Annotated in this window: 30 protein-coding genes; 14 read left to right on the forward strand and 16 right to left on the reverse strand. The window is 71.5% G+C overall.

Annotation, left to right across the window (positions count from 1 at the left end; genetic code table 11):
* Positions 1–146: 146 nt before the first annotated feature.
* Together purH and purN are read right to left on the reverse strand one after the other, a co-directional pair.
* Positions 147–1709, reverse strand: coding sequence for a bifunctional phosphoribosylaminoimidazolecarboxamide formyltransferase/IMP cyclohydrolase (gene purH, locus ABZ801_RS25520; RefSeq protein ID WP_360702143.1), 1563 nt, complete (start codon positions 1707–1709; stop codon positions 147–149).
* Entirely contained in the window at positions 1690–2367 is a 678-nt protein-coding gene (gene purN, locus ABZ801_RS25525; protein ID WP_344947974.1) for a phosphoribosylglycinamide formyltransferase, read from the reverse strand. The genes purH and purN overlap by 20 nt, the downstream gene beginning before the upstream one ends.
* 135 nt (positions 2368–2502) lie before the next feature.
* On the opposite strand from purN, the gene ABZ801_RS25530 reads away from it, so the two are divergent.
* Positions 2503–3018 (forward strand): hypothetical protein, encoded by a 516-nt coding sequence (locus ABZ801_RS25530; protein WP_360702147.1) that lies wholly within the window; start codon positions 2503–2505, stop codon positions 3016–3018.
* Here the strand turns inward: ABZ801_RS25530 and ABZ801_RS25535 are convergent.
* From ABZ801_RS25535 to sucC, 4 genes are all read right to left on the reverse strand, one after another.
* Positions 3015–4868, reverse strand: a complete 1854-nt coding sequence (locus ABZ801_RS25535) for a DUF6350 family protein (protein ID WP_360702150.1) — start codon at positions 4866–4868, stop codon at positions 3015–3017. The two genes, ABZ801_RS25530 and ABZ801_RS25535, sit on opposite strands and share 4 nt — an antisense overlap.
* A gap of 90 nt (positions 4869–4958) precedes the next feature.
* Positions 4959–5081, reverse strand: coding sequence for a hypothetical protein (locus tag ABZ801_RS25540; protein ID WP_360702152.1), 123 nt, complete (start codon positions 5079–5081; stop codon positions 4959–4961).
* A gap of 173 nt (positions 5082–5254) precedes the next feature.
* Positions 5255–6142 (reverse strand): succinate--CoA ligase subunit alpha, encoded by an 888-nt coding sequence (gene sucD, locus ABZ801_RS25545; protein ID WP_344947962.1) that lies wholly within the window; start codon positions 6140–6142, stop codon positions 5255–5257.
* 2 nt (positions 6143–6144) lie between these two features.
* On the reverse strand, positions 6145–7335 hold the full coding sequence (gene sucC / locus ABZ801_RS25550) for an ADP-forming succinate--CoA ligase subunit beta (protein ID WP_344947959.1): 1191 nt from the start codon (positions 7333–7335) through the stop codon (positions 6145–6147).
* Between the two features lie 359 nt (positions 7336–7694).
* Between sucC and ABZ801_RS25555 the strand changes: the two genes are divergently transcribed.
* Entirely contained in the window at positions 7695–9119 is a 1425-nt protein-coding gene (locus ABZ801_RS25555) for a glycoside hydrolase family 15 (protein WP_360702156.1), read from the forward strand.
* A 12-nt stretch (positions 9120–9131) separates the two neighbouring features.
* On the opposite strand, the gene ABZ801_RS25560 is transcribed toward ABZ801_RS25555, so the two are convergent.
* The gene (locus ABZ801_RS25560) at positions 9132–9671 is read right to left on the reverse strand and encodes a GNAT family protein (RefSeq protein ID WP_360702159.1); all 540 of its coding nucleotides are present in this window, start codon (positions 9669–9671) and stop codon (positions 9132–9134) included.
* 49 nt (positions 9672–9720) lie between these two features.
* On the opposite strand from ABZ801_RS25560, the gene ABZ801_RS25565 reads away from it, so the two are divergent.
* Together ABZ801_RS25565 and ABZ801_RS25570 are read left to right on the forward strand one after the other, a co-directional pair.
* Positions 9721–10311 carry a TetR/AcrR family transcriptional regulator gene (locus tag ABZ801_RS25565; RefSeq protein WP_360702162.1) on the forward strand — a complete coding sequence of 197 codons (591 nt, stop codon included), beginning with the start codon at positions 9721–9723 and terminating at the stop codon, positions 10309–10311.
* 50 nt (positions 10312–10361) lie between these two features.
* The gene (locus tag ABZ801_RS25570; RefSeq protein ID WP_360702165.1) at positions 10362–10772 is read left to right on the forward strand and encodes a hypothetical protein; all 411 of its coding nucleotides are present in this window, start codon (positions 10362–10364) and stop codon (positions 10770–10772) included.
* A gap of 20 nt (positions 10773–10792) precedes the next feature.
* Here the strand turns inward: ABZ801_RS25570 and ABZ801_RS25575 are convergent, their stop codons facing one another.
* Positions 10793–11569 carry an endonuclease/exonuclease/phosphatase family protein gene (locus ABZ801_RS25575; protein WP_360702168.1) on the reverse strand — a complete coding sequence of 259 codons (777 nt, stop codon included), beginning with the start codon at positions 11567–11569 and terminating at the stop codon, positions 10793–10795.
* Positions 11570–11912: 343 nt separating this feature from the next.
* Here ABZ801_RS25575 and ABZ801_RS25580 point away from each other — a divergent pair, with 343 nt between their 5' ends.
* A complete protein-coding gene (locus tag ABZ801_RS25580) occupies positions 11913–12743 on the forward strand; it encodes an NAD(P)-binding domain-containing protein (protein WP_360702171.1) in 831 nt (276 codons plus the stop codon).
* Positions 12744–12779: 36 nt separating this feature from the next.
* Positions 12780–13133 (forward strand): helix-turn-helix domain-containing protein, encoded by a 354-nt coding sequence (locus ABZ801_RS25585; RefSeq protein WP_360702174.1) that lies wholly within the window; start codon positions 12780–12782, stop codon positions 13131–13133.
* A 29-nt stretch (positions 13134–13162) separates the two neighbouring features.
* Here the strand turns inward: ABZ801_RS25585 and ABZ801_RS25590 are convergent, their stop codons facing one another.
* A complete protein-coding gene (locus ABZ801_RS25590) occupies positions 13163–13714 on the reverse strand; it encodes a hypothetical protein (RefSeq protein WP_360702177.1) in 552 nt (183 codons plus the stop codon).
* Positions 13711–14154 carry an ATP-binding protein gene (locus tag ABZ801_RS25595; RefSeq protein WP_360702180.1) on the reverse strand — a complete coding sequence of 148 codons (444 nt, stop codon included), beginning with the start codon at positions 14152–14154 and terminating at the stop codon, positions 13711–13713. Before ABZ801_RS25595 ends, ABZ801_RS25590 begins: the two co-directional genes overlap by 4 nt.
* 324 nt (positions 14155–14478) lie before the next feature.
* On the opposite strand from ABZ801_RS25595, the gene ABZ801_RS25600 reads away from it, so the two are divergent.
* Positions 14479–15360 carry a helix-turn-helix transcriptional regulator gene (locus tag ABZ801_RS25600; protein WP_360702183.1) on the forward strand — a complete coding sequence of 294 codons (882 nt, stop codon included), beginning with the start codon at positions 14479–14481 and terminating at the stop codon, positions 15358–15360.
* Positions 15357–15557: a DUF397 domain-containing protein gene (locus ABZ801_RS25605; protein WP_360702186.1), complete on the forward strand. Its 201-nt coding sequence runs from the start codon at positions 15357–15359 to the stop codon at positions 15555–15557. The genes ABZ801_RS25600 and ABZ801_RS25605 overlap by 4 nt, the downstream gene beginning before the upstream one ends.
* A 112-nt stretch (positions 15558–15669) precedes the next feature.
* Here ABZ801_RS25605 and ABZ801_RS25610 read toward each other — a convergent pair whose 3' ends face one another.
* Positions 15670–16620, reverse strand: coding sequence for a helix-turn-helix domain-containing protein (locus tag ABZ801_RS25610; protein WP_360702188.1), 951 nt, complete (start codon positions 16618–16620; stop codon positions 15670–15672).
* On the opposite strand from ABZ801_RS25610, the gene ABZ801_RS25615 reads away from it, so the two are divergent.
* The 4 genes from ABZ801_RS25615 (at position 16619) to ABZ801_RS25630 (ending at position 20242) form a co-directional block, all read left to right on the forward strand.
* A complete protein-coding gene (locus ABZ801_RS25615) occupies positions 16619–17023 on the forward strand; it encodes a cupin domain-containing protein (protein ID WP_344947908.1) in 405 nt (134 codons plus the stop codon). The two genes, ABZ801_RS25610 and ABZ801_RS25615, sit on opposite strands and share 2 nt — an antisense overlap.
* A gap of 792 nt (positions 17024–17815) precedes the next feature.
* Positions 17816–18703: an AraC family transcriptional regulator gene (locus tag ABZ801_RS25620; RefSeq protein ID WP_360702191.1), complete on the forward strand. Its 888-nt coding sequence runs from the start codon at positions 17816–17818 to the stop codon at positions 18701–18703.
* Between the two features lie 150 nt (positions 18704–18853).
* Positions 18854–20032: an epoxide hydrolase family protein gene (locus tag ABZ801_RS25625; protein ID WP_360702194.1), complete on the forward strand. Its 1179-nt coding sequence runs from the start codon at positions 18854–18856 to the stop codon at positions 20030–20032.
* An 18-nt stretch (positions 20033–20050) separates the two neighbouring features.
* Positions 20051–20242, forward strand: a complete 192-nt coding sequence (locus ABZ801_RS25630; RefSeq protein WP_360702197.1) for a hypothetical protein — start codon at positions 20051–20053, stop codon at positions 20240–20242.
* A 120-nt stretch (positions 20243–20362) separates the two neighbouring features.
* On the opposite strand, the gene ABZ801_RS25635 is transcribed toward ABZ801_RS25630, so the two are convergent.
* From ABZ801_RS25635 to ABZ801_RS25655, 5 genes are all read right to left on the reverse strand, one after another.
* Positions 20363–20755, reverse strand: a complete 393-nt coding sequence (locus tag ABZ801_RS25635; RefSeq protein WP_360702199.1) for a VOC family protein — start codon at positions 20753–20755, stop codon at positions 20363–20365.
* A 24-nt stretch (positions 20756–20779) separates the two neighbouring features.
* Positions 20780–21925 carry a threonine synthase gene (locus tag ABZ801_RS25640; protein ID WP_360702202.1) on the reverse strand — a complete coding sequence of 382 codons (1146 nt, stop codon included), beginning with the start codon at positions 21923–21925 and terminating at the stop codon, positions 20780–20782.
* A gap of 90 nt (positions 21926–22015) precedes the next feature.
* Positions 22016–23182 (reverse strand): DSD1 family PLP-dependent enzyme, encoded by a 1167-nt coding sequence (locus tag ABZ801_RS25645; protein ID WP_360702204.1) that lies wholly within the window; start codon positions 23180–23182, stop codon positions 22016–22018.
* Positions 23183–23279: 97 nt separating this feature from the next.
* A complete protein-coding gene (locus ABZ801_RS25650) occupies positions 23280–23966 on the reverse strand; it encodes a PAS domain-containing protein (RefSeq protein WP_360702206.1) in 687 nt (228 codons plus the stop codon).
* Positions 23967–24211: 245 nt separating this feature from the next.
* The gene (locus ABZ801_RS25655) at positions 24212–25222 is read right to left on the reverse strand and encodes an alcohol dehydrogenase catalytic domain-containing protein (protein ID WP_360702208.1); all 1011 of its coding nucleotides are present in this window, start codon (positions 25220–25222) and stop codon (positions 24212–24214) included.
* A gap of 105 nt (positions 25223–25327) precedes the next feature.
* Here ABZ801_RS25655 and ABZ801_RS25660 point away from each other — a divergent pair, with 105 nt between their 5' ends.
* Positions 25328–26035, forward strand: coding sequence for a TetR/AcrR family transcriptional regulator (locus ABZ801_RS25660; RefSeq protein ID WP_360702211.1), 708 nt, complete (start codon positions 25328–25330; stop codon positions 26033–26035).
* 17 nt (positions 26036–26052) lie between these two features.
* Positions 26053–26544 (forward strand): MaoC family dehydratase, encoded by a 492-nt coding sequence (locus tag ABZ801_RS25665; protein WP_344947879.1) that lies wholly within the window; start codon positions 26053–26055, stop codon positions 26542–26544.
* Positions 26545–26648: the final 104 nt, after the last annotated feature.

Raw genomic sequence — 26648 nt, forward strand, 5'->3', positions numbered from 1 at the left:
TCACGGGGGGTGCGCGGACGCGACCGACGGCGAGGCTACCAAGCCCACAGGAATGAAATCGCCCAAACGACCACAGGCGGCGCGAACGCCACCGGCCCGGTGCGATGCACCGGGCCGGTGGAACGTCGGCGGCTGAGCGCCGGGCGTCAGTGGAAGAAGTGGCGCACGCCGGTGAAGTAGAGCGTGATGCCCGCGTCCTTGGCGGCGGCGATCACTTCCTCGTCGCGGATGGACCCGCCCGGCTCGACGATCGCCCGCACGCCCGCCTCGGTGAGCACCTGCAGGCCGTCGGGGAACGGGAAGTAGGCGTCGGACGCGCCGACCGCCGAGGCGGCCCGGTCGCCCGCCCGCGACACCGCCAGCCGCGCCGAGTCGACCCGGTTGACCTGGCCCATGCCGACGCCGACGGTGGCGCCGTCCGCGGCCAGCAGGATCGCGTTGGACTTGACCGAGCGGCACGCCTTCCACGCGAACGCCAGGTCGCGCAGCGTGGCCTCGTCGGCGGGGGCGCCGGTCTTCAGCTCCCAGTTCGCCGGGTCGTCGCCGGGGGCGTCCACCTTGTCGACGCTCTGCAGCAGCACGCCGCCGTCGATGCGCCGGTACTCCTCGGCGCTCGCCGGCCCCTCGGGGCAGCGCAGCAGCCGGATGTTCTTCTTGCGGGTGAGGATCTCCAGGGCGTCGTCGTCGAAGCCGGGCGCCACGATCACCTCGGTGAACACGTCGGCGACCTGCTCGGCCATCGCCGCGGTCACCGGACGGTTGACCGCGATCACGCCGCCGTAGGCCGACACCGGGTCGCAGGCGTGCGCCTTGCGGTGCGCCTCGGCCACGTCCGCGCCGACCGCGATGCCGCACGGGTTGGCGTGCTTGATGATCGCCACGGCGGGTTCGGCGAAGTCGTAGGCGGCGCGGCGGGCGGCGTCGGCGTCGACGTAGTTGTTGTACGACATCTCCTTGCCGTGCAGCTGCTCGGCGCCCGCCAGCCCCGCCGGGCCGTCCTGCGCGGTGTAGAGCGCGGCGCGCTGGTGCGGGTTCTCCCCGTACCGCAGGACGGCCTTGCGCTCCCAGGCGGCGCCGAGGAAGTCCGGCCAGCCCGACTCCTCGGCGTCGGCGTCGGCCGCGTACGGACCGGCGAACCACGACGCGACCGCCACGTCGTAGGCGGCGGTGTGCGCGAACGCGCGCGCGGCCAGGCGGCGCCGCTCCTCCAGCGTGAAGCCGCCCGCCGCCACGGCCTCCAGCACCTGGCCGTAGGCCGACGGGTCGACGACGACGGCGAGGCTGGCGTGGTTCTTGGCGGCGGCGCGCACCATCGTGGGGCCGCCGATGTCGATCTGCTCGACGCACTCGTCCGGCTTGGCGCCCGACGCGACGGTGGCGGCGAACGGGTACAGGTTCACCACGGCCAGGTCGAACGGCTCGACGCCCAGGTCCTCGAGCTGCTGGACGTGGTCGTCCTTGCGGCGGTCGGCCAGCAGTCCGGCGTGCACCTTGGGGTGCAGGGTCTTGACCCGCCCGTCCAGGCACTCGGGGAACCCGGTGAGCTTCTCGACCTTCATGACGGGCACCCCGGCGGCGGCGATCCGCGCCGCCGTGGAGCCGGTGGAGACGATCTCCACCCCGGCCCCGTGCAGGCCGCGGGCCAGCTCCTCCAGCCCCGTCTTGTCGTACACGCTGATCAGCGCGCGCTTAATCGTCACCCGACTCACCGGCCGAGCTCCCCTCATCGTCTCCGTCTACGGACGTGTTGCAGGTCCCGCACTTCATGGAGACCCGTCTGCCCTTCTGGGTCCAGCCGTCGCGGGCCAGGCGGCCCACGACCTCGACCAGCAGCCGGCGCTCCACCTGCTTGATGCGCTCGTGCAGGGAATCCTCGTCGTCATGCCAGCCGACCCGGACGGTCTCCTGGGCGATGACGGGTCCGGTGTCCACGCCTTCGTCGACGAAGTGAACGGTACAGCCCGTCACCTTCACCCCGTAGGCCAGGGCTTGGCGGACGGCGTGCGCCCCGGGGAAGGAGGGCAGCAGCGCGGGATGGGTGTTGATGGTGCGGCCGCCGAACCGCTCCAGGAACCGCGGGCCGAAGATCTTCATGAACCCGGCGGAGACGACGAGGTCCGGTTTGTGCTCGGCGACGGCGTCGGCGAGGGCGGCGTCCCATCGCGCGCGGTCGGGGAAGTCGGGCACGCGGACGGTGAACGTCGGCAGTCCGGCGCGTTCGGCGCGCTCCACGCCGCCGGTGCCGTCGCGGTCGGCGCCCACGGCCACCACCTGCGCACCGTAGGCTGGATCCGCGCACGCGTCGAGCAGCGCCTGTAGGTTGGTCCCCGCGCCGGAGACGAGGACGACGAGCCGGGCGGACACCATGACTCCCTGGTGGACGTTGGGGTTAACGGACCTGCGCGGCAGTGTCCGGGGCACTGACCGCCCAGCACGAAGCCTATCGGCCGTGCTCGGCGCGCCCCAAAGCGCATCCGACCCCAGCGGCCAGGAGGAATGAACGTGAGTGAGCAGCCGGGCCAGGGCGACGGCGGCACCGCCCCTCGCCAGGACACCGGCCGGACCCCCGGCGACGACACCGCCCCCGGCGGTCCAGCGGGGCCGCCGCCCGCGGGGCGCCCCCCGGCGAACGGCCCCGAGGACCGCACCGGCTGGCGGGCCCTGTGGCTGGGCGTCGGCGCGCTGGCGCTGGCGTGGCCCCTTTTCCCGCTGGCGCTGGTGCTGGGCGTGGCCTCGCTCGTCGTGGGCGTCAAGGCCCAGCGGCGCGCGCGCCGGCACAACGTGCTCGCGCCCGGCGCCGGCCCCGGCATGGTGCTCGGCGCGGTGGGGCTGGCCATGGCCGTGGCGGCGGCCGCGGTGTCGGTGCTGATCGGGCCGGAGATGAACGGCTACACCAAGTGCATGGACACGGCCAACACCAAGATCGACGAGGACGCGTGCCGTGACAAGTACATCCCGAGGATCGAGGAGAAGCTGAACCTGCCCAAGGGCAGCATGTCCGGCACCGTTCTCCCCTAGCGGTCCCCTTCGTCCTTCAGGACGTAGATGGCGCCACCGCGGTTCTCGGTGCGTTCGCGCGGTTCGGGCCCGGCCGCGTCGTCGTGGGACGGCCGCCGCTCGGCCTCCTCGGGCTCCGAAGCTCTCGGCTCGGGCGCGTAGGGCTCGGCGGCGTGCCCGTCCTTGTGCCCGTCTACCAGCCCGTCGTCGTGCCCGTCGTCGTGCCGGGCGCGGGCGGTGGACGGCGGCGCGCCGGCGCCGGGCCGGTCGGGCCCGTCGGCCAGGTCGGGCAGCGGATCGGTGGTGCGCGGCCTGTTCCGCGCGGTGCGGCGCGGCGCGAGGACGGGTTCGGCCTCCTCGAATTCGAGGGGGTCGGCGGCGTACGGCGACTGCGGAGGCTCGGGCGCGGCGACGGGCCGCGGCGCCTCCGCGGACGGCACCGGCACGGGGTGCGCCTCGGGTGTCTCCGGCGTCGCGGGACCGGCGGCGGGCTCGGGCTGGTGCCGCTTCGCCCGCTTGGGCCGCCGGGGCCGCTTGGTGCCGCGGATCTTGCGGCGCCGCTCGGCGCGTTCGGACGACGCCTCGCCGGGACGGCGCAGGATCAGCCAGTTCGCCGTCCACGCCGCGATCGCCGCCGAGATGCCGATCTCCAGGGCCGCCAGCAGGCCGACCTGCCACGGCGACGGCCCGACGGTGGCCATCCGGCCGCCGCCGATCGGGCCGCCCGACAGCGCCGCCAGCAGCGCCGCGACCAGGCCCGCCAGCGCCCCGGTCAGGAACCCCCACAGCGGCGCCGCCTCGTAGGACCGGCTCGGCATGGACCGCACCGTGAGCACCCCGCCGACGGCGCCCGCGGCGAACGGGGCGGCCAGCGCCACCAGGGACACCAGCGGCGCCGGCCCGGGCTCGGGCAGCGCGGCCAGCGGCGGGAAGGCGGGCATGACGTCCAGGAACACCCCGGTCGGCGACACGCTGGTGCCCGCCCCGACGGAGAAACCCGGGCCGACGGCGTAGGACATGCCCCAGATCACCGCGTTCGGCAGGAACGCCAGCTCGATCAGCAGCAGCAGGGCCCCGCCGACGATGCCGGGGGCGAGCATGTCGTACAGCCGGGTCGCCTCGTTCAGGTGCACGGCGAGGGACGCGCCGACCAGCACGGCCCCGGCGGCCAGCAGGACGGCGAGCGCGCCGGCGATGCCGACCACCAGCGAGCGGGGCCGTTCCGGCAGCAGCCGCAGCAGCGCGCCGAGCCCGGAGCGCACCCGGCGGCCGGCGGCGACGTGGGCGACGACGGCCCGCGCCGCGCCCAGCCCGCCCGCGATCACGGCGACGACGAAGCAGGCGACCAGGGCCTGCCAGGCGGACGGGCGGGTCACCGGCGAGCTGGCGGCCAGGGCGAGCAGTCCCGCCAGCAGGGCGTAGGGAACGGCCAGCGCGACGGCGACGTGCGCCACGGCGACGCGCGGGCGGCGCCGCACGCCGCCGACCCGGATCATCCAGCCGCCGCTGCGGTACAGCAGCGCGCCCGGGATGACGAGCAGGCCGAGCGGCAGCAGCCCGACACGGCCGTGCTCGACGGTGAATCCGGCGTGGTGGGACACCAGCCAGAACGTGACCGCCGTCCGGAACACCCCGGGCATGCCCGCGCCCAGCGCCGTGCGCGGAGCGGCGATCCAGCCGACGAGGGTGATGGTGGTGAGCACGGCGAGCCCGATGCCGATGCACCACAGCGCCCCGACCAGCCCCGTCACGTACAGGGGACGCGACACCGCGGCGGCGGCCTGCGGGGCCGCCCTGCCGGACGCCGACGCCGCCCTCGGCTGCTCGGGGGGCGGTGAGGTCACGCTGGTCTCCGGGCTCACATCGCTCACGGCGTCCATGCTGGCACCCGGGGCCCGCGCAGCCGGGGCCTCTCACCCGCCCGGCGTGTCGCCTTGCTGCGGATTGGTGACGGACGGACGTCAGGCGTAGTGGTGTTCGTACAGGGCCCGGACGCGGGGCAGGCGGCGCCGGGTCTCGGCCTTGTCCTCCTCGAAGTCCCACATGGGTTCGAAGATGAGCCGCCAGAAGTCGTCTCGGTTCACGGCACGCACCCTGCCAGCCGCCACCGACAGAACCGCCGCGAGGCCGCCGGAGAGTGGACCGGAGAACGAAAGACGCCCGGGCCACCGGTACGGGCGGCTCGGGCGTCTTTCCGGAACTGCGACGCGCCTCGTCAGAGGTTCCTCGTCAGACGTTCCCCGTCACAGGGTCCGCGTCAGAGGTTCTGCATGATCTCGCGCATGAGGCGGGCGGTCTCGCTGGGGGTCTTGCCGACGCGGACGCCGACCTTCTCCAGCGCCTCCTTCTTGGCCTGCGCGGTGCCCGCCGAGCCGGACACGATCGCACCGGCGTGGCCCATCGTCTTGCCCTCGGGCGCGGTGAACCCGGCGACGTAGCCGACGACCGGCTTGGTGATGTGCTGCTCGATGTAGGCGGCGGCGCGCTCCTCGGCGTCCCCGCCGATCTCGCCGATCATCACGATGGCGGCGGTGTCGGGGTCGTCCTGGAACGCCTGCAGCGCGTCGATGTGGGTGGTGCCGATGACCGGGTCACCGCCGATGCCGACGCAGGTGGAGAAGCCGATGTCGCGCAGCTCGTACATCATCTGGTACGTCAGCGTGCCCGACTTGGACACCAGCCCGATGCGGCCGGGCGAGGTGATGTCGGCGGGGATGATGCCCGCGTTGGACTTGCCGGGGGAGGCGATGCCCGGGCAGTTGGGGCCGATGATGCGGGTCTTGTTGCCCTTGGCCTCGGCGTGGCCCCAGAAGTAGGCGGTGTCGTGCACCGGGATGCCCTCGGTGATCACCACGCACAGCGGGATCTCGGCGTCGATCGCCTCGACCACGGCGTCCTTGGTGAACTTCGGCGGGACGAACACCACCGACACGTCGGCGCCGGTCTCGGCCATGGCCTCGCGCACGGTGCCGAACACCGGCAGCGTGGTGCCGTCGAAGTCGACGCTCTGCCCGGCCTTGCGGGCGTTGACGCCGCCGACGACCTGGGCGCCCGCGGCGAGCATGCGGCGGGAGTGCTTCATGCCCTCCGAGCCGGTCATGCCCTGCACGATGATCTTGCTGTTCTCGGTCAACCAGATGGCCATGCTCATGCACCTGCCGCAGCGAGTTCCGCGGCGCGCCGGGCCGCGTCGTCCATGGTCTCGACCTGCTCGACGCCGGGCAGCGCCGCGTCGCTCAGGATCTTGCGGCCGAGCTCGGCGTTGTTGCCGTCGAGCCGGACCACCAGCGGCCGGTCGACGTTCTCGCCCCGCTCGGACAGCAGCTTGTAGGCGGACACGATGCCGTTGGCGACGGCGTCGCACGCGGTGATGCCGCCGAACACGTTGACGAAGACGGCCTTGACGTCGGCGTCCGACAGCACGATCTCCAGGCCGTTGGCCATGACCTCGGCGGAGGCGCCGCCGCCGATGTCCAGGAAGTTGGCCGGCTTCTGCCCGCCGAACTCCTCGCCCGCGTAGGCGACGACGTCCAGCGTGGACATGACCAGGCCGGCGCCGTTGCCGATGATGCCGACGGTGCCGTCCAGCTTGACGTAGTTGAGGTCCTTGGCCTTGGCGCGCGCCTCCAGCGGGTCGGCGGCGGCCTTGTCCTCCAGGGCCTCGTGCTCGGCCTGCCGGAACCCGGCGTTGTCGTCCAGGGTGACCTTGCCGTCGAGCGCCTTCACCTGGCCGTCGGTGGTGAGGATCATCGGGTTGACCTCGACCAGGGTGGCGTCCTCGTCGGTGAACACCGCCCACAGCCGCTCGATGAGGGTGGCGGCGCCCTCCTGGGCCTCGGCCGGCAGCTTGCCCGCCTGGGCGATCTCCAGCGCCTTGGCGCGGTCGACGCCGTCCAGCGCCGACACCGGCACCTTGGCCACGGCGTCGGGGTTGGTCGCGGCGACCTCCTCGATCTCCATGCCGCCCTCGGCGGAGCAGATCGACAGGAAGGTGCGGTTGGCCCGGTCGAGCAGGAAGGAGAAGTAGTACTCCTGCGCGATCGCGCTGCCCTCCTCGACCAGGACCTTGTGGACCGTGTGGCCCTTGATGTCCATGCCGAGGATCTGGCCGGCCAGGGCTTCGGCCTCGTCGGCGTTGTCGGCGAGCTTCACGCCGCCGGCCTTGCCGCGGCCGCCGGTCTTGACCTGGGCCTTGACGACGACCTTCGAGCTTCCCGCGGCGAACAGCTCCTCCGCGGCGGCCCGGGCTTCCTGGGGAGTATGGGCGACCTTGCCGGTAGGCACCGGTACCCCGTACTCGGCGAAGAGTTCCTTCGCCTGATGTTCGAACAGGTCCACGAGGCGTCCCTTGTAACGGATCGACAGCTGATGACCGCGCGAGTGGGGGGTGTGCAACACGGGGGTCCGTGGGGCCGCCACACCCTGCGGTCCGCTCCGTCGATGCAGCCTAGCCCCTTACCAGGAGTGACCGGACGCCAGGGGGAAGGCTCGGCGCGGGGTTCTCGGCCCCGGTGTGACGTCAGGGAAGGATGTCCGGTCTCACCGGCCCGGGATGTGACCGGCGTCGCCGACGGTACCGATATGGCACCTGAGAAGGATGTCGTGTTTGACCTGCAGGAGGAGAAACCGCGGCACACCCTTTGATGTACTTGTCTTCACCTTGCGGTAATGCGGGGTGAAGAAGGGGAGAAGGGCCGGTGGCCGAGGACCGGGTGGGGGCCGCGCGCGACGGCGGTCCGCGCAGGGTGCGACGCGCTGTGGCGTTGCTGCTCGTCGCCGGTCTGGCGGCCACGTGCGGGGCGCGCATGCCCAGCGGAGGCGGGCCCGGGTGGGACAGCCCGGGGCTGGTGGGCGGCGGCGGCTGGCCGTTCGCCGGGGTGCCGCTGGACGCCGAGGAGGACGGCGCCGCGTACCTGCCGGGCAGCTCGGTGGTGCGGCTGCGCGACGGGCGGGTGCGGCTGGTGCCGTTCGGCGCCGAGACGGCGATCACAGTTCCGGCGTCCGATCCGCGGGTGCGGCAGGCGGTGCGGTCCGACAGCCTGTGGCTGACGCGGGGCACGGTCCCGGGACAGACCGCGACCGAACGGGAGATGGCCGAAAGGGCCCTGCTCGACCTGCGTCTGCTGACCCGTCCCAACGGGGCGTCGCTGGCGTCGTGGTACGGGGCGTGGCGGTACGCCTGGCCTCGGGACGCGGCGTTCGCGGCGGCGGCGTTCGCCGTCACCGGGCACACGCCGGAGGCGCGGCGGGTGCTGCGGTTCCTGGAGCGGGTGCAGACGGACGAGGGCCGGTGGGCGGCCCGGTACCACCCCGACGGCAGCGCGGTGATCGACGGCCGCGACCCGCAGCTCGACTCGCTGGGCTGGGTGGTGTGGGCGAGCTGGCTCGTCCACACGCACGATCCGGCCGGGGCGGGACGGCTGCCGGAGCTGTGGCCGATGGTGGTGCGCGCCGCCGACCAGCTGGCCTCCTCGCTCGACTCCGAGGGGCTGCCGCCGCCGTCGTCGGACTACTTCGAGCGTTCACCCGGCACCGAGCAGGACCCGGACCGTCCCACCCTGGGCGTCGTGGGGCCGGTGCTGGCGGGCCTGCGCGCGGCGGCCGCCCTGGCGCGCGACCGCGGCGATCTCGCGCGGTCGTCGCACTGGCAGAACGCCTCGCTGCGGCTGTCGAACGCGGTGGCGCGGCATTTCGCCCCTTACGGCTACCCGCGTTCTCCGGTACGGGGCGGCCGCATGGACACCTCTGTGACGTTCGTCGCTCCCCCGTTCGCCCCGCAGGACTGGGGGGTGAGCGCGGCGGTGCTGAACGCGGCCGAACGGCTCACGCTGCCGAACGGCGGGGTGCTGCCCGGCGAGAAGTGGGCGGGCAACCGGACCGTGGCGTGGACCCCGGAGATGGCGATGTTCGCATTGACCGCCGCCTCGTCGGGCCGCGTTCAGGAGGCGCGGGCACGCCTGGACTGGCTGGCCCGGCACCGCACGTCCCTGGGCGCCCTGCCGGAGAAGGTGGACGCCAAGGGCCGCCCCGCCGGTGTGGCGCCCCTGGGCTGGACGGCGTCCCTGGTGCTGCTGACGCTCACGGCCCTGGAGCACCCCCTGCCCGTGCCGCCCGTTCCCTGACAAGGCTCGCGGTCAGCGCCACTCGTCGGCCAGCAGCGACCAGATCTGCTCGTCCCGGCGCTCGCCGTGGAACACGTAGGACTGCCGCAGCGTCCCGTCGAGCCGCATGCCGAGCCGCTTGGCGACGGCCTGACTGCGCAGGTTGTCCGGCGCGCACCGCCACTCCACGCGCACCATGCCGCGTTCGCCGACCGCCCAGTCGATCATGTGCCGGACCGCGCGGTTGACCAGCCCGCGCCCCTCCGCCTCGGCCTCCAGCCAGACTCCGACCTCGCAGACGCCCATCGCGGTGTCGAACGTCCGGAACACAGTGCCGCCCCGGAGCACGCCGTCCACCCAGATCCCGTACATGCGGCCCGTGTCGGCGGCCTGCCGGTCGGCGTAGTCGCGCAGGAGCGTCCGGGCCTTTTCGACGTCCGTCACCGTGGTGGCCCAAGGGATCCAGTTGGCGATGTGCGGGCGCGCACGCTCGCCGTGAGCCAGGAACTCCTCCGCATGCCACGGCTCCAGCGGACGCAGCCGCGCCCCGTCCCCCAGGTCGACACCGAACACGCTGACCTCCAGAGTGCGTACCCAACGTTTGTTACGTACTCTATGACGCATGCCCGCACGAGGTGACCATGACGCCCGGCGACGTGACGTGTCCGAGGCGGTGTGGCGCGTCCTGTCCGAACGCGGCTTCGCGGGGCTGACACTGCGCGCGGTGGCGGCGGAGATGGGCGCCTCGACGGGCCTGCTCACCCACTACTTCCCGAACAAGAAGGCGCTGATCGCGCACGCCCTGGACGTGGCCGACGAACGCACCGAAGGCCGCGCCCGCCGCGTCCCGTCCGACGAGGGCCTGGCCGCCCTGCGCGCCGCCCTGCTGGACGTCCTCCCCCTCACCCCCGGCGCCGCCGTGGTGAACCGCGTGTGGGTGGGGTCCTGGGACGGCTCCCTCGGCGACCCCGACCTGGCCGACCGCGAACGCCGCCGCTACGACCGCTGGCGCGCCCGCCTGCGCGTCCACGTGGCCGCCGCCCGCGACCGCGGCGAACTGCCGGCCTCGGCCGACGTGGACGACACCGTCGCCACGGTCGCCGCCTTCACCCACGGCCTGGTCGTCCAGGCCCTCTTCGACCCGGACCGCTTCCCACCCGACCGCCAGCGCACCCTCCTGGACGACTTCCTGAACGCCCTGCGCACACGCTGACGCCGTCAGGCCGACTTGACGTCAAGCTGTCTTGACGGCAGGCTCGGATCATGTCCACACCCGAGGCGCTCGAACGAGAGTTCACCCTCCGCACCGCCGTCGCCCGCTACGACGAACTCGCCACGCGGCACGCACTGGCCGTCACCGGCCCGGAGGCCGCCGAGGCCGCGACGCCCACCCTCACCCGCGAGGAGTCCCTGGAACTCCTCGCCCTGGGAGAGGTGATCGCCCGCAAGGCCGCCTATGGCCGCCAGCTGGTGGTCCGGTCGGCGCGCGCGGCCGGTGCGTCCTGGTCGCAGATCGGCGCGGCCCTGGGCTCCAGCAAGCAGGCCGCCTGGGAGGCGCACCACCGCTGGATCGACGAGCAGGCCCGCCGCGCCCCCGACGGCGGCCACTGGGGCCTCACCCCCGAGGAGGAGTCCGCCGCCCGCACCCTGGCCGGCCCCTCCGACGACGCCTAGCGCCGCCGGCCATCGGGGGTTCACGACGCCGCGCGCACGTCAAGCCGCAGATGCGCGATCACGGGGAAATGGTCCGACGGGTAGACGCCGCCGACCTGCCATGGATCGATCTCGCTCCACAGCGTCTCCACGGCCCCGCGCGACAGGATCCAGTCGACCCTTCTCCCACCCGGCACCGGCGCCTGCCAGCGAGCGTCGGTCTTGTACTGGGCGCCACGCCGCCGAGCCGTCACCCAGGTGTCCTGGAACGCGTCCGTCCCGGTCAGCATCGAGTACGGCCGCGAATTCCCCGCAGCGGCATTGAAATCGCCGGCGGCGAGCACCGGAACGCCGGCCTCGAGTTCACGCACCTTCTTGAGCACAAGATCGGCACTCTTCGTCCGGGAATTCTCCGACTCGTGATCGAAGTGGGTATTGAGCTGGTAGAAGACGACACCGGTCCGCCGGTCGCGCAGTTCGACCCACGTCACCATCCGGACGTACCTGTTTCCCCAGGTCGCCGAGCCGATGACGTCAGGCGTGTCCGACAGCCAGAAGTGGCCGGAATCCAGAACATCGAACCGCTCGGCACGGTAGAAAATGGCCAGAAACTGATCCCGGGTGTCGCCCCGTAACCCCATGCCGACCCACCGGTGACCGGGCAGTGCTCGTTCCAGATCCCGCATCTGGGGCCACTTGGCCTCCTGCACGCCGAGCAGATCCGGATCGTGCTTGCGCAGCAACCGCTTCACCAGGGGCAACCGCGTCCGCCAGTCCCGAGGCGGCGGATCGGCCACACCCCGCACGTTGTAGGTCATCACCCGCAACGTCGGATCTCGCCCTGCCCCAGGCCACGCCGCCATGAATCCGGACAGTCCGAGCACCGCCAAGCCCGCCACCAGCACCCCGGCCCACCGCCGCCCCACCGACCACCGGGAACGGCCCATCAAGCCCCCTCCCACAGAGGCACCCCACCCACCCAACCGTAACCCGGCCGCCTTCGGGTCCCAGGAGAGGCGTGCGTCGCCTCCCGCGGAAATGCCTTTCGTTCGAGCCCTTCCCTTCCATAGGCCCGCACCCCGTGACAACTAACCTTCAGGTAACCACGCACTTCAAAGTGCGTTCTTGTGGCACGAACCGCTGCCGGTGAAAGTGTTCCGCATGAGCGAGCAGCATGAACGAATCAGCATCCTCGGTCTGGGCGCCATGGGGCGCGCGCTCGCGGGCGCGCTCCTCGCAGCCGGTCGCGAGGTGACGGTCTGGAACCGCACTCCCGGGAAGGCGGGCGACCTTGTCGCACGCGGCGCGCGGGAGGTGTCGGGTGTGGAAGAGGCGATCGAGGCGAGCGACCTGACGGTCGCGTGCCTGCTGGATGACGCCAGCGTCCGCGAGACGCTCGCCCCGGTGGTGCAGAAGCTGGCCGACAGGACGCTCGTCAACCTCACCAGCGGCTCCGTGCGGCAGGCGCGGGAGCTCGACCGGTGGCTCAAGGGGTACGAGGTGCGTCTCCTCGCGGGCGGGATCATGGCCGTACCGCCGACGGTGGGGACGGAGGGAGCGTTCATCCTCTACAGCGGTGCGCGTGACCTGTTCGACCGTGTCGCTCCCGCGCTCAGCCCTCTGGGCCGTCCTCACTGGGTGGGCGAGGACCCGGGGTTCGCGGCGCTGTACGACATGGCAGCGCTGAGCGGTATGTACGGCATAGGGGCCGGGGTGGACCACGCCGTGAGGATGCTCCACGCGGAAGGCGGCGACGTGGAGACGTTCAAGCGCGAGGTGGTGCAACCCTGGCTGGAGCAGATGCTCCCGATCTTCGTCGCCGGTGCCGACGTGAGTGACACCGTTCCGGACGAGTACAACCCCGAGATGCAGGCGGTCGGCCTGGAGAACATCCTCGCCGCGTCCGGGGAAGCGGGCGTGCCCGCGGACCTGGCCGGACACCTGCGCGCCTCACTGTGGCGGATGCGACGCGCCGTCGCCACCGCCGGCTGAGTCCGTCCGCGAGTAGGGCGGGCCGTCCCGGCTACCATGAGGCAGGTGCGCAACCCGCCCTACATCTGCGCTCTCGACGCCGCGATGGACGTTGTCGGGGGCAAGTGGAAAGCGCTGATCCTGTGGGCGCTGGATGAGCGGATCCATCGATTCGGCGAGTTGCGCCGGAGCCTCTCCGGCATCAGCGAGAAGGTGCTCACCCAGCAACTCCGCGAACTTGAGGCGGACGGCATCGTCAGGCGGACCGTGTTCAACGAGACGCCGCCCCGGGTCCAGTACGAACTGACCGACGAAGGCGTCGCCCTCTACGCGGCGCTCAGCGCCCTGGGCGAATGGGGCACCCGCCGAATGCGCGAACTCGACATCGTCCCCACCCACGGCCGCCAGTAGGCCGCGGCGACGGCGCGTGCGCCAGGCGCCTATCCAAGGGAACCTTGTGCATAGCGACGGTAATGCTCGCTGAGGGCGCCCGTGGGGAGGTCGGGCCACTGGGTGAGTGCACCGGTACGGCGATCGACGACCACCACTGTCTCCCCAGGCGCGGATCGGACGATGAATCCCGCGTCGAACTCTTCGACTGTCACCGCCACCGCACGTCCCGCCTGATGGGCGAACCAGGCTTCGGCCCGGCGCCACGCCTCGGCACGGTCGACACCACTGAATCGCACCCTGTACGCGGACAGCGCCTCGGCCACACCGCGCACCGTGCGGCATTTCGCCGTACCGCAGGCCAGGCACACGTCCCGGTCGTGGGGGTCCCGGCCGTGGCGGTGGATGCCGAGGACGGTGTTGAGCGCCGCCGCCAGGCCCAGCGCCAGTGACCGCGCCTCGCGGAGGAAAGCCGCGGTGAAGTCGTCCAGCCCTGCCGACTCCACGAGCGAGGCGATGGCGTCCGGGTCGGCGCGCATGGCCGTTCCCAGCGCGGAGCACACCTGGTCGACGGTCTGCTCGCGCACCACCCGCCCGTTCATGCGGCCGCCACCCAGGACACGCCGGACGACGCGAACACGGCCGTGACCGTCCGGGCCTGCTCGTTGCCGAACCAGCCCCATCCCGCCGCCATCGCCGAGATCGTCCGCAGCCCTCGCCCGCACTCCGCGAGCTCGTGGGCGTCCACGACGGCCGGCTCGTTCGGCCCGCCCTGGTCACTGACCGCGACGGCGACGAGCGCGTCCCAGCGGCCGACGTCGACCGCGAACGTCCCGCCGGGCCCGCCCGACCTGGTGTGCCGCAGCGCGTTCACCACCAGCTCGTCGGCGGCCAGCGTCACCTCGTCAAGGAAGGGGCAGTCGTCCAGCAGCGCCGCCACGAACCGCCGCGCGGCCGCCGCGTACCGCGCCTGTCCCGGAAAGGACCGCCGCCAGCGCATCCCGCCCGCCGGCTCGCTCGCGAAGAAGATCGAAACGCACATCGCACACCTCGGGAATGGACGAAGTCGGATCAAGCGGCCCCCCGGCCCGCTCACCACCACATCGTCACCCCCCGTGGCCACCCGCGCACCAAGAACCGCCGTAAAAGGCCGCCCGGCAACCTAATCGGGGCCTTCAGATCTCACATTCACAAACTTTGGGGCACCAAAAATTGGACGTGCAGGCTTTGCATGTTCCCACTTGATCGAATTGACCTGCGATTATCCAAAAAATGTCTGATGTGCCCCAAAGATTCCCTTGCACATTTCGACGGAGGCGCCCAGAGTCTTGGCCTGTACGCAGAGTGACCAAGGAAAGGAGTCGCCATGCGCAGTCCCTATCTGCGCCGGCGCCAGCTCGCCGCCGAGGTGCGCAAGCTCCGCGAAGCTCGCGGACTCACCATCGACGCCCTGGCGGAGTACGTTCACATCTCACGTTCGAAGATCATTCGACTGGAGAACGCGCAACTCCGCCCGGACCTGGCCGACCTGATGAACATCCTCGAAGCCCTCGGAATCCCCGAACAGCAGCACGACCAGATCATCCAACTGGCCCGCGAGGCCGCGACGCGCGGATGGTGGGATCGCTACGGCATGTCCATGGGACCGCGTCAGAAGCTGGCGGCCGACCTCGAATTCCACGCCGAGACGATCCGCAGCTACGACCAGACGGCCATGCCCGCCATCCTCCAGAGCCCGGAATTCATCTCGGCGCTGGTCGACCTCGACAAAACCCAAGGGTCACTCGACTACCACCCCGACCGCATGATCAGCGCCCGCGAGAACCGACAGGGCCAACTGCTCCGACCGGACGGCCCGTACTACGAGACGGTGCTCGACGAGTGCGTCATCCACCGGCTGGCCGTACCGCCGCAGGCGATGGCCGCCCAGCTCCGTCACATGATCGAGCTCGTCTCGAACGAGGAGCGGATCACCGTCCAAGTGCTCCCCCATGACGTACGCATCCCGGGCGGATTCCTACCCAAGTGCTCCTTCTACCTCTACACGTTCGCCGATCCGGGGGACGCGCCCATGGCGGTGGTCGACACCGTCACCACCGATCTCATCCTCACCAAACGAAGTGAAGTGGCGCGGTACACCGGTATGTACGACCGCCTTCGAGCGGCCGCCCTGTCCCGGGAGGACAGCATCGCCTTTCTCACTGGGGTAGCCGACCGACTCACCGACCATGCAGGATCGGAGACATGACCAAGCACTACTCCGGCTGGCTCAAGTCACGCCACAGCGAGCCCAACGGCCACTGCGTCGAGGTGGGACGAGCCGACGACGGCACCATCGGCATCCGCGACACCAAGCAGCACGGCACCGGCCCCATCCTCGAATTCACCCCCACTGAGTGGGCCGCCTTCGTCCGCAAGATCCGTCAGCACGAAATCGACGCGTGACCAGGCGCAACATCCGGTGACGCAAGTCAGCCTCAGCGAGCCCCCCCTCAGCACGTGCCTCCAGGTCGGACGAGCCGAGGACAGCACTCTGGGTCGTTGAAACCTCGGATTGTCATTGGGGCTTGGTTCGGAAGGCTCGGCGGTAGGCGCCTGGGGTTGTGCCGAGGGTGTTGAGGAAGCGCCTGCGGAGGTTGGTGGCCGAGGAGAGACCGACGCGGCGGGCGATGGCGTCCAAGGGGAGGTCGGTGGACTCCAGCAGGTCCTGGGCGGCGGCGATCCGCTGGGCGAGCAGCCACTGCCCGGGGCTGGTGCCGAGCTGGTCGGCGAACCGGCGGGCGAGGGTGCGCGCCGACACGCCCGCCTGCGCGGCCATGCTCTCGATGGTGATCGGTTCGCTGAGTCTCCGGGTGATCCACTCCAGCAAAGGCGCGAGGGTGCCGTCGATTTGGGCGGGGTGTGGCGGCGCCGAGTACTGCAGCTGACCGCCCTCGCGGTGGGGCGGCATGACCATCGTCCGGGCGATATGCGCGGCGTACCGGGCGCCCTGGTCGCTGCGGACCAGGTGCATGCACAGGTCGATGCCGGCCCCGGCTCCGGCGCTGGTGGCCACGTCACCGTGGTCCACGTACAACACGTCCGGGTCGACCTGGATGTGCGGGAAGCGCGCGGCGAGCTCGTCCGCCAGGGCCCAGTGAGTGGTCGCCCGCCGTCCGTCCAGCAGACCGGCGTGCGCCAGCGCGAAGGCGCCGGAGCAGATGCTGACCAACCGCGCTCCGCGGGAGTGCGCGCGGCACAGGGCCTGCATGACCGCAGGTGAGGGGGGCTCCTCGGGCGGCAGCCAACCCGGGATGACCACGGTGTCCGCCTGGTCGAGTGCGTCCAGCCCGTCGGTCACGAGCATGTCGTAACCGGCGCGCGTCGCGACCGGACCAGGGCGCTCTGTGCACACGTTGAAGGCGTATCGCACGGGAAGTCCTGGCCGCTCGATGCCGAACACCTGGGCCGCGCAGGCGAGTTCGAAGGTCGATTGCGAGGGGCGGACGAGCGCCGTCACCCGATGCATGGCAGAAAAGTACCGGATGATGTCTTTCCTGACACTCGGCGGCGCGACGGCCGGCCGCCAGGCTGGCCCCATGGCGACAGAACAGAACACGTCTGGCTATGTGTGGTCCACCGTCGAGGACGCGCCGGTCCGCGAACTGTTCCCAGGCATCCGTCTGCGGCCGCTGTGGCAGGGGGACAACGGCGCGAAGGCCTTCGTGCTCCAGATGGACGCGAACACGTGCTGGCAGGGAGTCGACGTCCATGAGCCGGGTCCCGAGGAGGTCTTCGTGGTCTCCGGCGTCTTCAACGACGGGGAGCGGGACTACCCGGCCGGGTCCTTCATCCACGCCCCCGCGGGTTCCTCACATGTCCCGCAGACGACGACGGGCTGCACGCTGTTCCTCTTCTTCCCGGAAGGCTAGACACCCATCGTCACGCCGCGACACTCCTGAGATCGGTCACCGGTTGAGACGGCCACCGCGGTGTCGCTGAGAGCATGATCGGCGGCAGGGCGCGACGAACGTCGGCTTCGCGGCCTGCCGCCGACCGGTCGCCTCGGCGGTCAGGGCGTCGGCTCGTGGCTCCAGCCGGACGGGGCCCGTCACAGGCTTCCCGAGGGCGGCGGTGTTGCTCCCGAGCGAAGATCTGCGGCGGCCGCCGTGCCGCCATGCGCAGGCAGGCGGGTTTGTACAGCCGAGTGCGGAGGACGTCGGTGAACCACGCGTCGGCCTCGGGCCGTCGGGGTTTCTCATGCGGGGTTGAGGAAGGATTCAGGGCCTTCCCCCTCGGCCAGCAGCTCCAGGAACCGGCGGCGCGCCCTCCGGCGGAGCCGAAATCCGATCATCGGGCGCCGCACGCGGTGGCATCGATATCTGTCGGGCCCAGCCCTTCAGCGGTGGCTCCCGCTGGCATCACAGCATGGGCCCGTCCTCGAACTGACCCCGCCGAGTGGGCCGCCTGCATCCACAGGAACAACAGGCGTCTGGCAGGTCACGGATCTTCGATGGGCCTGTCGCCGGGCCTCCGAACTCGGCGAAAGGGGGCGGCGCGCCAGATCCGGATGGCGGCCGGAGCGGGGATCGCGACGGGGGGCGGTCCCGCTGAAGAGTTCGCGGCACCAGATGGTGCCGCTCGTCATTCGCCGGGAGGGGCGGCCGGGCCGGGGCGGTCCTTGTTCGTTATGGAGTTCGGAAGCCGGCTCTACGCTCGGGTGCATGGTGTTCGACTCCGTTCATTTCGACTTCCAGCCGTATGCCGGTATCGACATGGATCGCTATGTGCGGCGGACGCGTTGCAGCTGGGACGTCGGCTGGCGGTCGTTGCTCGTTCAGCGGTTCGATCACGCTCCCGTGGTCGAGGATTTGGAGTTGCCGGGCACGGCGGACCTGCACCTGGTATTGGCCGAAGCAGGCCACGCGGAGATGGAGACGCGGACCGGCGGCCGTTGGAGTCGTCACACCTGGTCCCCGGGGCGGCTTGAGCTGAGCGTTCCCGGCCGGCCCGCGCTTCGCCGCTATCGGGCGGACGGGCCGATGCGAAGTGTGCAGGTCCATATCCCGTGGGGCACCGTCGAACGGACCGCGGCGCAACTGGGCGGGCATGCGGTGGACTACGAGAGCATGGCCGCGTCCGTGGCGGCGGGTGACCCGCTCATCGACGAGATCATGCGCGCCCTGGGCACGGCGGACGAGGTCGGGGATCTCTACGCGGAGTCCGCGGCGGCCTTTCTGGCCGTCCGCCTTCTCACGCACCATCGCGGGCGGTCCGATCCGCGCGTGCCGGTACGGGACGACACGCGGGTCCGGACGGTCATCGCGCTCATGCGCGACCGGCTGGCCGAGCCGCTCACCCTGGCCGACCTCGCCGGCGAGGTCTACCTCAGCGTTTACCACCTCGTGCGTGTCTTCAAGGCGGCGACGGGCGAGACACCGCACCGCTATCTGACCCGGCTGCGCATCGAGGAGGCGCAGCGCCTGCTGCGGAACAGCGACCTGCCGATCGCCGAGATCGCGCCACGCTGCGGCTTCGCCAGTCCCGGGGCCCTCTCGGCGGCGTTCCTGCGCGAAACCGGCATGCGGCCGTCGGCGTACCGCAATTCCTGACCGCTGTCTCCGCAACCTCGCACATGGGCTTCGCGGTCACGACGTCCCTAGGCTCGGGGCCGTGCCGTACACGCGAAAAGTTGCCGCCGATCAGGCGGTGTTCCACATCGCACATCTCCATTCCGCACGCGACGGGAGGAGGTCATCGCGATGACTGAAATCGAGCCGTTCACGATCCACGTCCCCGACGAGGATTTGGCCGACCTGCGTGCCCGCCTGGAGCGCACCCGGCTCCCGGAGCCGGAGACGGTGCCGGACCCGTCGCAAGGCATCGAACTGCACCGGATGAGCGCGTTGCTGGACGCATGGCGTCATTACGACTGGCGGAAAAGGGAAGAACAGTGGAACGCGATTCCGCAGTACCGCGCCCACATCGACGGGCTGCGCATCGCGTTCTGGCACGTGCGTTCACCGGAGCCCACGGCACTCCCCCTGCTGCTGACGCACGGCTGGCCGGGTTCGGTATTCGAGTTCGAGGATGTGCTCGGGCCGCTTAGTGACCCCGTCGCTCACGGCGGTTCCGCGGACGACGCCTTCCACGTGGTGGTGCCGGCGCTGCCGGGCTTCGGGTTCAGCGACCGTCCACGTGAACAGGGCTGGAACCCCGGCCGTACCGCACGAGCGTGGGCCGAGCTGATGAGCGCCCTCGGCTACGAACGGTTCGCCGCCCACGGCGGAGACTGGGGCGCGTATGTGAGCACCGAACTGGCGCGCCTGGTTCCGGAGCGCATCGCGGGCCTGCACCTGACGATGCCGCTGGCCTCTCCCCTGCCGGAGGACCGGACTTCGCCGACCGAGGCGGAACAACGCGTCCTGGACCGGCGCGACCTGCACCTGGCGGACGGATACGGCTTCGGGATGCTGATGAGCACCCGCCCGCAGACCCTGGGCTACTCCCTGCTCGACTCGCCCTCCGGCCTGGCCGCGTGGCTCGGTGAGAAGTTCGCCGCTTACGCGGACACCCGGCCCGAGGCCGGAGGCGGACTGAGCTTGCGGCAACAGGTGGACGGCATCGCCCTGTACTGGCTGACCGGGACCGGCGCCTCCAGCGCTCGCTGGTACTGGGAGGCGATGCGGTGGGTACCGCTCAGCGCGGAGGAAGAGAACGCGCAGCCGGTGACCGTACCGACGGCCTGCTCGCTGTTCCCGGCCGAGCCGTGGCCGACGACGCGCCGCTGGGCCGAACGACGCTACCGCGATCTCCGATCGTGGCACGAACTGGACCGCGGCGGGCACTTCCCCGGTTTGGAGCAGCCGGACCTCCTGGTCTCCGAACTCAGAGAAGCCTTCCGTGAGTTGCGGGGCACCAGCGGGAGCAACCGGCCGTAACCGGCGGCCCAGGCCCCCGTGACCCGAGCGAGGGCAGCGCGGGACTACCAGGGCACGATCTGGCGTTCGCGGTCACGTCGGCGACGGCCCGTCTTCGTCGAGGACCTCATCGAGGCCAGGCCGCACATCACCACGGGCGGGAAGCTCGACGCGCACAAACTCAACCCCATCGCCGCCAAACACGACATCACCTACGAAGAGCCGTCCTGATCCCGGACGGTCCACCGGCCATGCCGAGGACGCCATCGGCACGGACGGGCAGCCTCCGCCCGTACCGCCATGACGCGGCGGGTCACGGTGGCACGACCGGGCCGCCGCCGCGTGAGGCCGTCAGGCGGGACCGAGCAGGTCCCAGAGGTTGCCGGCGATGTCGCGGAAGACGGCGACCCGGCCGTAGGGCTCGGTGCGGGGCGGGCTGACGAACTCGACGCCGGCGGCCGTCATGCGTGCGTAGGCGGTGTCGAAGTCGTCCACACGGAGGAAGAAACCGACGCGGCCGCCCGTCTGGTTTCCGACGGCGGCCGCCTGGCGGTCGCCGTCGGCTCGGGCGAGCAGCACGGCGGTCTCGGCACCCGGCGGCCGGACGACGACCCACCGTTTGGGACGGCCGTCATTGGTCAGGGACGGCGAGTCCTCGACCAGGTCGAATCCCAGTGCGCGGGTGAAGAACTCGATGGCCCGGTCGTAGTCGTCCACCACGATCGTGATGAGGTCGAGTCGCATCTCCACGAGCGTAGGGGCGGCCGATCACCGGTCAGGTTCGGCGTCCAGGAGCCGGGCCATCGCGGCGCTCGCCTTGAGTCCCGAGCCGGTCAGGACGACGACGATGTCGTCGTCGCGGGTGAGGTGGCCGTCGCGCGCGAACTGCTCGACGCCGGGCACCACCTGGGCGCTGGTGGGTTCGGCGTAGAGGCCGGTCCTGGCCAGGGCGAGCGTCGCCGGGCGCAGGCGTTCCTCGGCCACCGCCGTCATCGCGCCCGCCGTGTCGCGGATCGCGCGCAGTACCTCCCGGTCCCGGACGGGGCGGGCGATCGCGGTCCCTTCGGCGAGCGTCGGGGCCCACTCGGCCGGTTCGACGCCGTCCGCACCGGAGGCGAACGCCCGGACCAGCGGGCTGCACCGTTCCGGCTGCGTGACGAGCAGACGCGGCATCCGCGCGATCTCACCGGACCGGTAGAGCTCGCCGAAGCCCGCCGCGCACCCCAGCACGAGGCTCCCGGCACCGGCCGGGACGACCACGGCGGACGGGGCGGTGAACCCCATGTCCTCCCAGATCTCGTAGGCGATGAGCTTGATGCCCTCGATGAAGTGGGGATGCCAGTTGTGGCTGGCGTAGAAGCGTTCGGCGGACCGGCGCAGCGCCTCGTCCGCGGTGTCCTGCCGGCTGCCCGGCACGAGCTCGACCGACGCGCCGTGGATCCTGCTCTGCAGGATCTTGGCCGGCGACGTCGCCTCCGGGGCGAGGATCCGCGCGTCGATCCCGGCCGCCGCGCAGTAGGCGGCGACGGAGGAGCCGCCGTTGCCGCTGGAGTCCTCCAGGACGGCGCGGACGCCCTGGCTGCGCAGGGTGCTGATCATCACCGAGGTGCCTCGGTCCTTGAAGCTGGCGGTGGGGTTGGCGGTCTCCACCTTGACGGCGACGTCGAGTCCCCCCAGGCGGCGGGGCAGCAGCGGGGTCCGCCCCTCGCCCAGGCTCACGGCGGGAGTGTCGGGCAGCGCGAGTGCGGCGGCGTAGCGCCACTGCGAGGGGATCCCGGGGTCGATCCGCTCGCGGGTGATGCCGGGCAGGGGTTCCACCAGCAGCGGTGATCCGTCGTCACCGCACCAGCGCGGCTCGTCGATCGGGTAGCGGCGGCCGGCGCGATCGATCAGGGCGGGCCTGTCGGTGGTCATGATGCTCCTGACATGTCGTTCCGGGACGGCTCGGGCTCACCGGCCTTCGGGGACGGCTCGGGCTCACCGGCCTTTGAGGACGGCTGGGGCTCACCAGCCTCCGACGCGCTCCCAGACCGCCCGCACCGCCGGTGCGGACCCGCCGGCGTCCGGTTCGCCGCTGTCGACGACGTGGTATCCGCGGTGCTGGGCGGCGGTGGCGCACGCGTGGTTGGGCAGGACGCGCAGCCTGGTCCCGATGGGCAGGTCCGGCAGGGCGTGCCCGTCGCGGGCGGTGAGGATGCCGTGTTCCTGGCTCGCGCCGGACATGACCAGGCCGGGCAGCAGGTTCCCCCGCACGTCGGTGACGAGGCCGTACCCCTGGTCCTGGGCCTGGTCGGCGGTCCCGCGGTCCCGCGACATGGCCATCCAGCCGCCGTCGGTGAGGATCCAGCCGTGCTCGGGCCGGTGCCCGATGACGGTGACGACCACCGAGAGGGCGAGGTCGTCGAGTCGGCAGACGCCGAGACCGGCCATGACGAGGTCGAAGAAGACGTAGTTGCCGGCGCGGACCTCGGTGACGCCGGTGAGATCCTCGGCGGCGTGCGCCGTGGGGGTGGAGCCCACGCTCACCGTGTCGACGTGGAACCCTTCGACGCGCAGACGGTCCGCGGCGGCCACCGCGGCGTCGCGTTCGTTCGCCGCGGCCTTCCGCCGGTCGGACGGGGTCGTGGCGAAGTAGGACTCTCCGGCGTGGACCAGCACCCCCGACAGGCAACCGGCGTCGTGCAACGTCCGCCCGATGCCGACCAGGGACGGGTCGTCGACGGTGACGCCCCCTCGGTGGCCGTCGCAGTCCACCTCGATCAGGGCCGGGATCCGCGTCCCGGCCTCGCGCGCGGTTCGGGCGATGGCGGTGGCCTGTTCGGGGCTGTCCAGCAGCACCCGCAGCGTGACGCCCCGGCGCAGGAGCGCCAGAACGCGCGGCAGCTTGTGCGGGTCGATGCCGACGGCGTAGGTGATGTCGGTGTAACCGCCGTCGGCGAACGCCTCGGCCTCGGCGAGGGTGGAGACAGTGATCGGGCCGGGGCCGCCGGGCTGCATCAGGGCGGCCACGGGAAGGGACTTCGCGGTCTTCACGTGGGGCCGCAGCCGGACCCCGAGCCGGTCGAGCCTGGATTCGAGCCGCCGCGCGTTCCGGCGTGCTCGGTGGACGTCGACCACCGCGAACGGGGTGTCCGGGTCGTTCAGCGTGAGGAGGGCGGCGGAGGTGGTCACAGTGTGATGCCCATTCGTTCCAGGAGGGCTCGTTCCAGGAGGGCCGGGCCCCGGGTGAAAGCGCTGTGAGGGGTCATACGGCACATGGCTCCCGACCTCACTTCGCGTAGTTGTAGACGGTGGCTCGGGATATCCCGAGCAGATCGGCGATCGTCTGCGCGGCGTCGCGGGACTCGAAGTAGCCGTCCTCCCGCAGCTTCCTGACCACTTCCTTCTTCGCTTCCCTGGACAGGGCCCTGGGGGTGGCGGCGCGCTCCGCGGAGAGGCTCTCGACGGCGCGGCGGAGCTCTCGCGCGTTGCGGTCGCGCAGCGTTTCGAGCGGCTCGTCACGATGGCCGGTCTCCGTCGCGACGAGGTTGGACAGGGTCAGCGTCAGCGGCGAGAGCACGGAGATGTCGAGGTTGAGGCACAGCGCCGCGACGTACCGCCCGGAGGAGTTCTTGATGCCGATCGACGTGCTCTTCGCGGGACGTCCGTCCGGAAACCGGTTGGCGTAGTTCTGGACGACGCTCGGATACCCGGGGTCGCTGATACGCCGCAGCCCCAGTTCGGTGGCCGAGTCGCCGACCTGACGACCGGACAGGTTGTTCTCGATCACCCTGATGGCGTTCGCGGGATCACGCAGGTCGTGCAGGACGACCTCGCACAGGCCGGGGAACATCCTGCCCAACGCGACAGCGATCTTCTCCGCCTCGCGGATCAGGTGCTCGTCGGCGTCCCGCTCATCGATGACGTCCTCGCCGGACCGTTGGCGGCGCTCATCGTCTTCCATTGCCTCGCTCACAGATCCCTCCCCGGGACGGCCGACGCCGGGCCGCATCCCCGTGGAGGGGTGCGGTGAGTGCCGCCGCCTGGGTCGTCGGCGTCCCGCGGACTCGCGATCCGAGCGCGAACGTGCGGGCACCTCAGTGGCGATCAGCACATTTAGACTACCACGTCTATATCTAGATCAAGAGTCTAGGAAGAGAGCAACGCCCCGCCAGGATGACGTGGTGGGAACGGCCGAGCCGTTCCCACCACCGCTGCGGGTCAAGGGAAGGTGATGACGTGGCGGCCCCGGGCGGTGCCGTCGGCCATCGCGGCGAGGGTGGCGGGGGCCTCCTCCAAGGGGATCGGCGTGCTCTCCGGGACGATGCCGTGCGCGGCGGCGAAGGCGAGGGTGTCGCGCAGGTCGTGCGGGGAGCCTGACGGCATGCCCATGACCCGGATCCGGTTCACCACCAGCACCACCGGCGGGATGCTCAGCGGCGCCTGGCCGTAGCCCAGCATGAGGAGGGTGCCGTCGGGGGCGATGCCGCCGAGGGCGGCCTCGGCCGCGGCGTTGGCGGGTGTGGTGTTGAGGACGAGGTCGGCGCCGCCGTCCCAGGCGCGCAGGGCTTCGGCCGGGTCCTGCTCGTCGGTGGCCACGAACAGTTCGGCGCCGAGGCGCTTGGCCTCGTCCTCGCTGTGCCGGCCACGGGAGACGACCGCGACGCGGGCGCCCATCGCCGCGGCGAAGCGGATCGCCATGGTGCCGACGCCGCCGGTGCCCAGCACGGCCACCTTCGAGCCGGGACGGACGCCGCCCTGGCGCAGGCCGTTGAAGCCGGTGATGCCCGCGCACATCAGCGGGGCGGCGGCGACCGGGTCCAGCCCGTCGGGGATCGGGGTCGCGTACCCCGCCTTGACGATCACGTATTCGGCGTAGCCGCCGTCCACGCTCAGCCCGGTGGCCCGCTTGTCGCGGCACAGAATCTGGTCACCGCGCACGCACATGTCGCAGTGGCCGCACGAGTCGTACAGGAACGGCACGCCCACCCGCGTACCGACGGCCGGGAAGTCGACGTCCCGGCCGAGGGCCTCCACGACGCCGCTGATCTCGTGGCCCGGCACCACCGGGAAGCGGCCGAACACGTGGTGGCCGTGCCACTGGACGACCTCCGAGTGGCACATCCCGCAGGCGACCACCCTGATCAGCAGTTCGCCGGGGCCCGGCTCGGGGACCGGCCGGTCCTCGATCGTCAGCGGCGTGTCCGGCGCGGTCATAACGGCTGCACGCATCAGTGACTCCTTCGAGTGAACGCGTTGTTTCGAAAACGACGATACATCAACTTGTGTAGTAGCGTTACATGAAGAACGGTAGAGCACTGCTCTAGACTGGCGTCCGTGAAGGACGGCAAGGACGGCGATACCCGGGAGCGGATCCTGCACGCGGCCGCCACGCTGCTGGCCGAGTCGGGAAGCGAACCGGTCTCTACCAGGGCGATCTGCCAGGCCGCGGGGGTCGGCGCCCCCACGCTCTACCACCACTTCGGCGACAAGCGCGGGCTGCTGGAGGCGGTCGCGGCCCACGGCTTCGAGACGTACGTGGCCGAGAAGCGGGCCATGCTCATCCCCGCCGACCCCCTCAAGCGGCTGCGCGACGGCTGGGACCTGCACGTGGAGTTCGGCCTGAAGAACCCCGCCCTCTACGTGGTGATGTACGGGTCCGCCCCGTCCGGTCACCGTTCCGCCGCCGCCCGGGAGAGCGAGCGGCTCCTGCTGGAGATCGTCACCGGCATCGCCAGGGCCGGACGCCTGACCGTCCCGCCCGAGGTCGCGGCCCGGATGGTGCACGCGGCGGGCGTCGGCGTCGTGCTCACGCTGATCAACGATCCGGACGCGGCGGGCGGCGACCTGTCCACCCGCACCCGGGAGGCGATGATCGCGGCCATCACGACCGCCGAGGAGAGCACCGGGTCCAGGCCCCTGGCCGCGCAGGCGATGGCGTTGCGCGCCGAACTCGCCGCCGCGTCGGCGGACGACCCGCTCAGCCCGGCCGAACGGGCACTGCTGGCCGAGTGGCTGGAGCGCCTCGCCGCGCCCGGCCGGTGAACGGCATTCTTGTGCCCATGACAAAGCCGCTGAACGGGGACTTCTCCACTCCGATCGACGACCGCTACTTCGAGGACTACGTGCCGGGCGCGGTGTACGAGTACGGCACCGTGACGGTCGGCGAGGCGGAGATCCTGGAGTTCGCCGAACGCTTCGACCCGCAGCCGATCCACGTGGACCCCGCGTACGCGGCCGGCGGGCCGTTCGGCGGGCTGATCGCCAGCGGCTGGCACACCGGCGGCATCTTCATGCGGATCTTCGCCGACCACTACCTCTCCCGGGTGGCAAGCCTCGCCTCCCCCGGCCTGGACGAGCTGCGCTGGCCCGCGCCGCTGCGTCCCGGTGACACGGTGCGGCTGCGCGCCACCGTCCTGGACACCCGGCCGTCGCGGTCCAAGCCCGACCGCGGAATCGTCCGCACCCGAGGCGAACTCCTCACCGAGGACGACCGGACCGTGCTCGACCTGGTCGCCGTGAACCTGCTACTCCGCCGCCCCACCACCACCTGACCAGCCCCAGCCACCCGTCCCGACGTTCAACGGCCGGCAAGTGGCTGTGTTCGATCACCACGACCGCGATCCGCCCCCGATCCACCCCACCGCGCCCCTCATAA

The organism is Actinomadura sp. NPDC047616, from assembly GCF_040642915.1.
Classification (GTDB): domain Bacteria; phylum Actinomycetota; class Actinomycetes; order Streptosporangiales; family Streptosporangiaceae; genus Spirillospora; species Spirillospora miaoliensis.

What these genes read in the sequence shown, in the direction of transcription:
- purN (WP_344947974.1), bottom strand. Translation starts at nt 2,367, where the DNA reads ATGGTGTCCGCCCGGCTCGTCGTCCTCGTCTCCGGCGCGGGGACCAAC.
- sucD (WP_344947962.1), bottom strand. Translation starts at nt 6,142, where the DNA reads ATGGCCATCTGGTTGACCGAGAACAGCAAGATCATCGTGCAGGGCATG.
- ABZ801_RS25565 (WP_360702162.1), top strand. Translation starts at nt 9,721, where the DNA reads ATGCCCGCACGAGGTGACCATGACGCCCGGCGACGTGACGTGTCCGAG.
- ABZ801_RS25570 (WP_360702165.1), top strand. Translation starts at nt 10,362, where the DNA reads ATGTCCACACCCGAGGCGCTCGAACGAGAGTTCACCCTCCGCACCGCC.
- ABZ801_RS25575 (WP_360702168.1), bottom strand. Translation starts at nt 11,569, where the DNA reads ATGACCTACAACGTGCGGGGTGTGGCCGATCCGCCGCCTCGGGACTGG.
- ABZ801_RS25580 (WP_360702171.1), top strand. Translation starts at nt 11,913, where the DNA reads ATGAGCGAGCAGCATGAACGAATCAGCATCCTCGGTCTGGGCGCCATG.
- ABZ801_RS25585 (WP_360702174.1), top strand. Translation starts at nt 12,780, where the DNA reads ATGAGGCAGGTGCGCAACCCGCCCTACATCTGCGCTCTCGACGCCGCG.
- ABZ801_RS25590 (WP_360702177.1), bottom strand. Translation starts at nt 13,714, where the DNA reads ATGAACGGGCGGGTGGTGCGCGAGCAGACCGTCGACCAGGTGTGCTCC.
- ABZ801_RS25595 (WP_360702180.1), bottom strand. Translation starts at nt 14,154, where the DNA reads ATGTGCGTTTCGATCTTCTTCGCGAGCGAGCCGGCGGGCGGGATGCGC.
- ABZ801_RS25600 (WP_360702183.1), top strand. Translation starts at nt 14,479, where the DNA reads ATGCGCAGTCCCTATCTGCGCCGGCGCCAGCTCGCCGCCGAGGTGCGC.
- ABZ801_RS25605 (WP_360702186.1), top strand. Translation starts at nt 15,357, where the DNA reads ATGACCAAGCACTACTCCGGCTGGCTCAAGTCACGCCACAGCGAGCCC.
- ABZ801_RS25615 (WP_344947908.1), top strand. Translation starts at nt 16,619, where the DNA reads ATGGCAGAAAAGTACCGGATGATGTCTTTCCTGACACTCGGCGGCGCG.
- ABZ801_RS25610 (WP_360702188.1), bottom strand. Translation starts at nt 16,620, where the DNA reads ATGCATCGGGTGACGGCGCTCGTCCGCCCCTCGCAATCGACCTTCGAA.
- ABZ801_RS25620 (WP_360702191.1), top strand. Translation starts at nt 17,816, where the DNA reads ATGGTGTTCGACTCCGTTCATTTCGACTTCCAGCCGTATGCCGGTATC.
- ABZ801_RS25625 (WP_360702194.1), top strand. Translation starts at nt 18,854, where the DNA reads ATGACTGAAATCGAGCCGTTCACGATCCACGTCCCCGACGAGGATTTG.
- ABZ801_RS25635 (WP_360702199.1), bottom strand. Translation starts at nt 20,755, where the DNA reads ATGCGACTCGACCTCATCACGATCGTGGTGGACGACTACGACCGGGCC.
- ABZ801_RS25640 (WP_360702202.1), bottom strand. Translation starts at nt 21,925, where the DNA reads ATGACCACCGACAGGCCCGCCCTGATCGATCGCGCCGGCCGCCGCTAC.
- ABZ801_RS25655 (WP_360702208.1), bottom strand. Translation starts at nt 25,222, where the DNA reads ATGCGTGCAGCCGTTATGACCGCGCCGGACACGCCGCTGACGATCGAG.
- ABZ801_RS25665 (WP_344947879.1), top strand. Translation starts at nt 26,053, where the DNA reads ATGACAAAGCCGCTGAACGGGGACTTCTCCACTCCGATCGACGACCGC.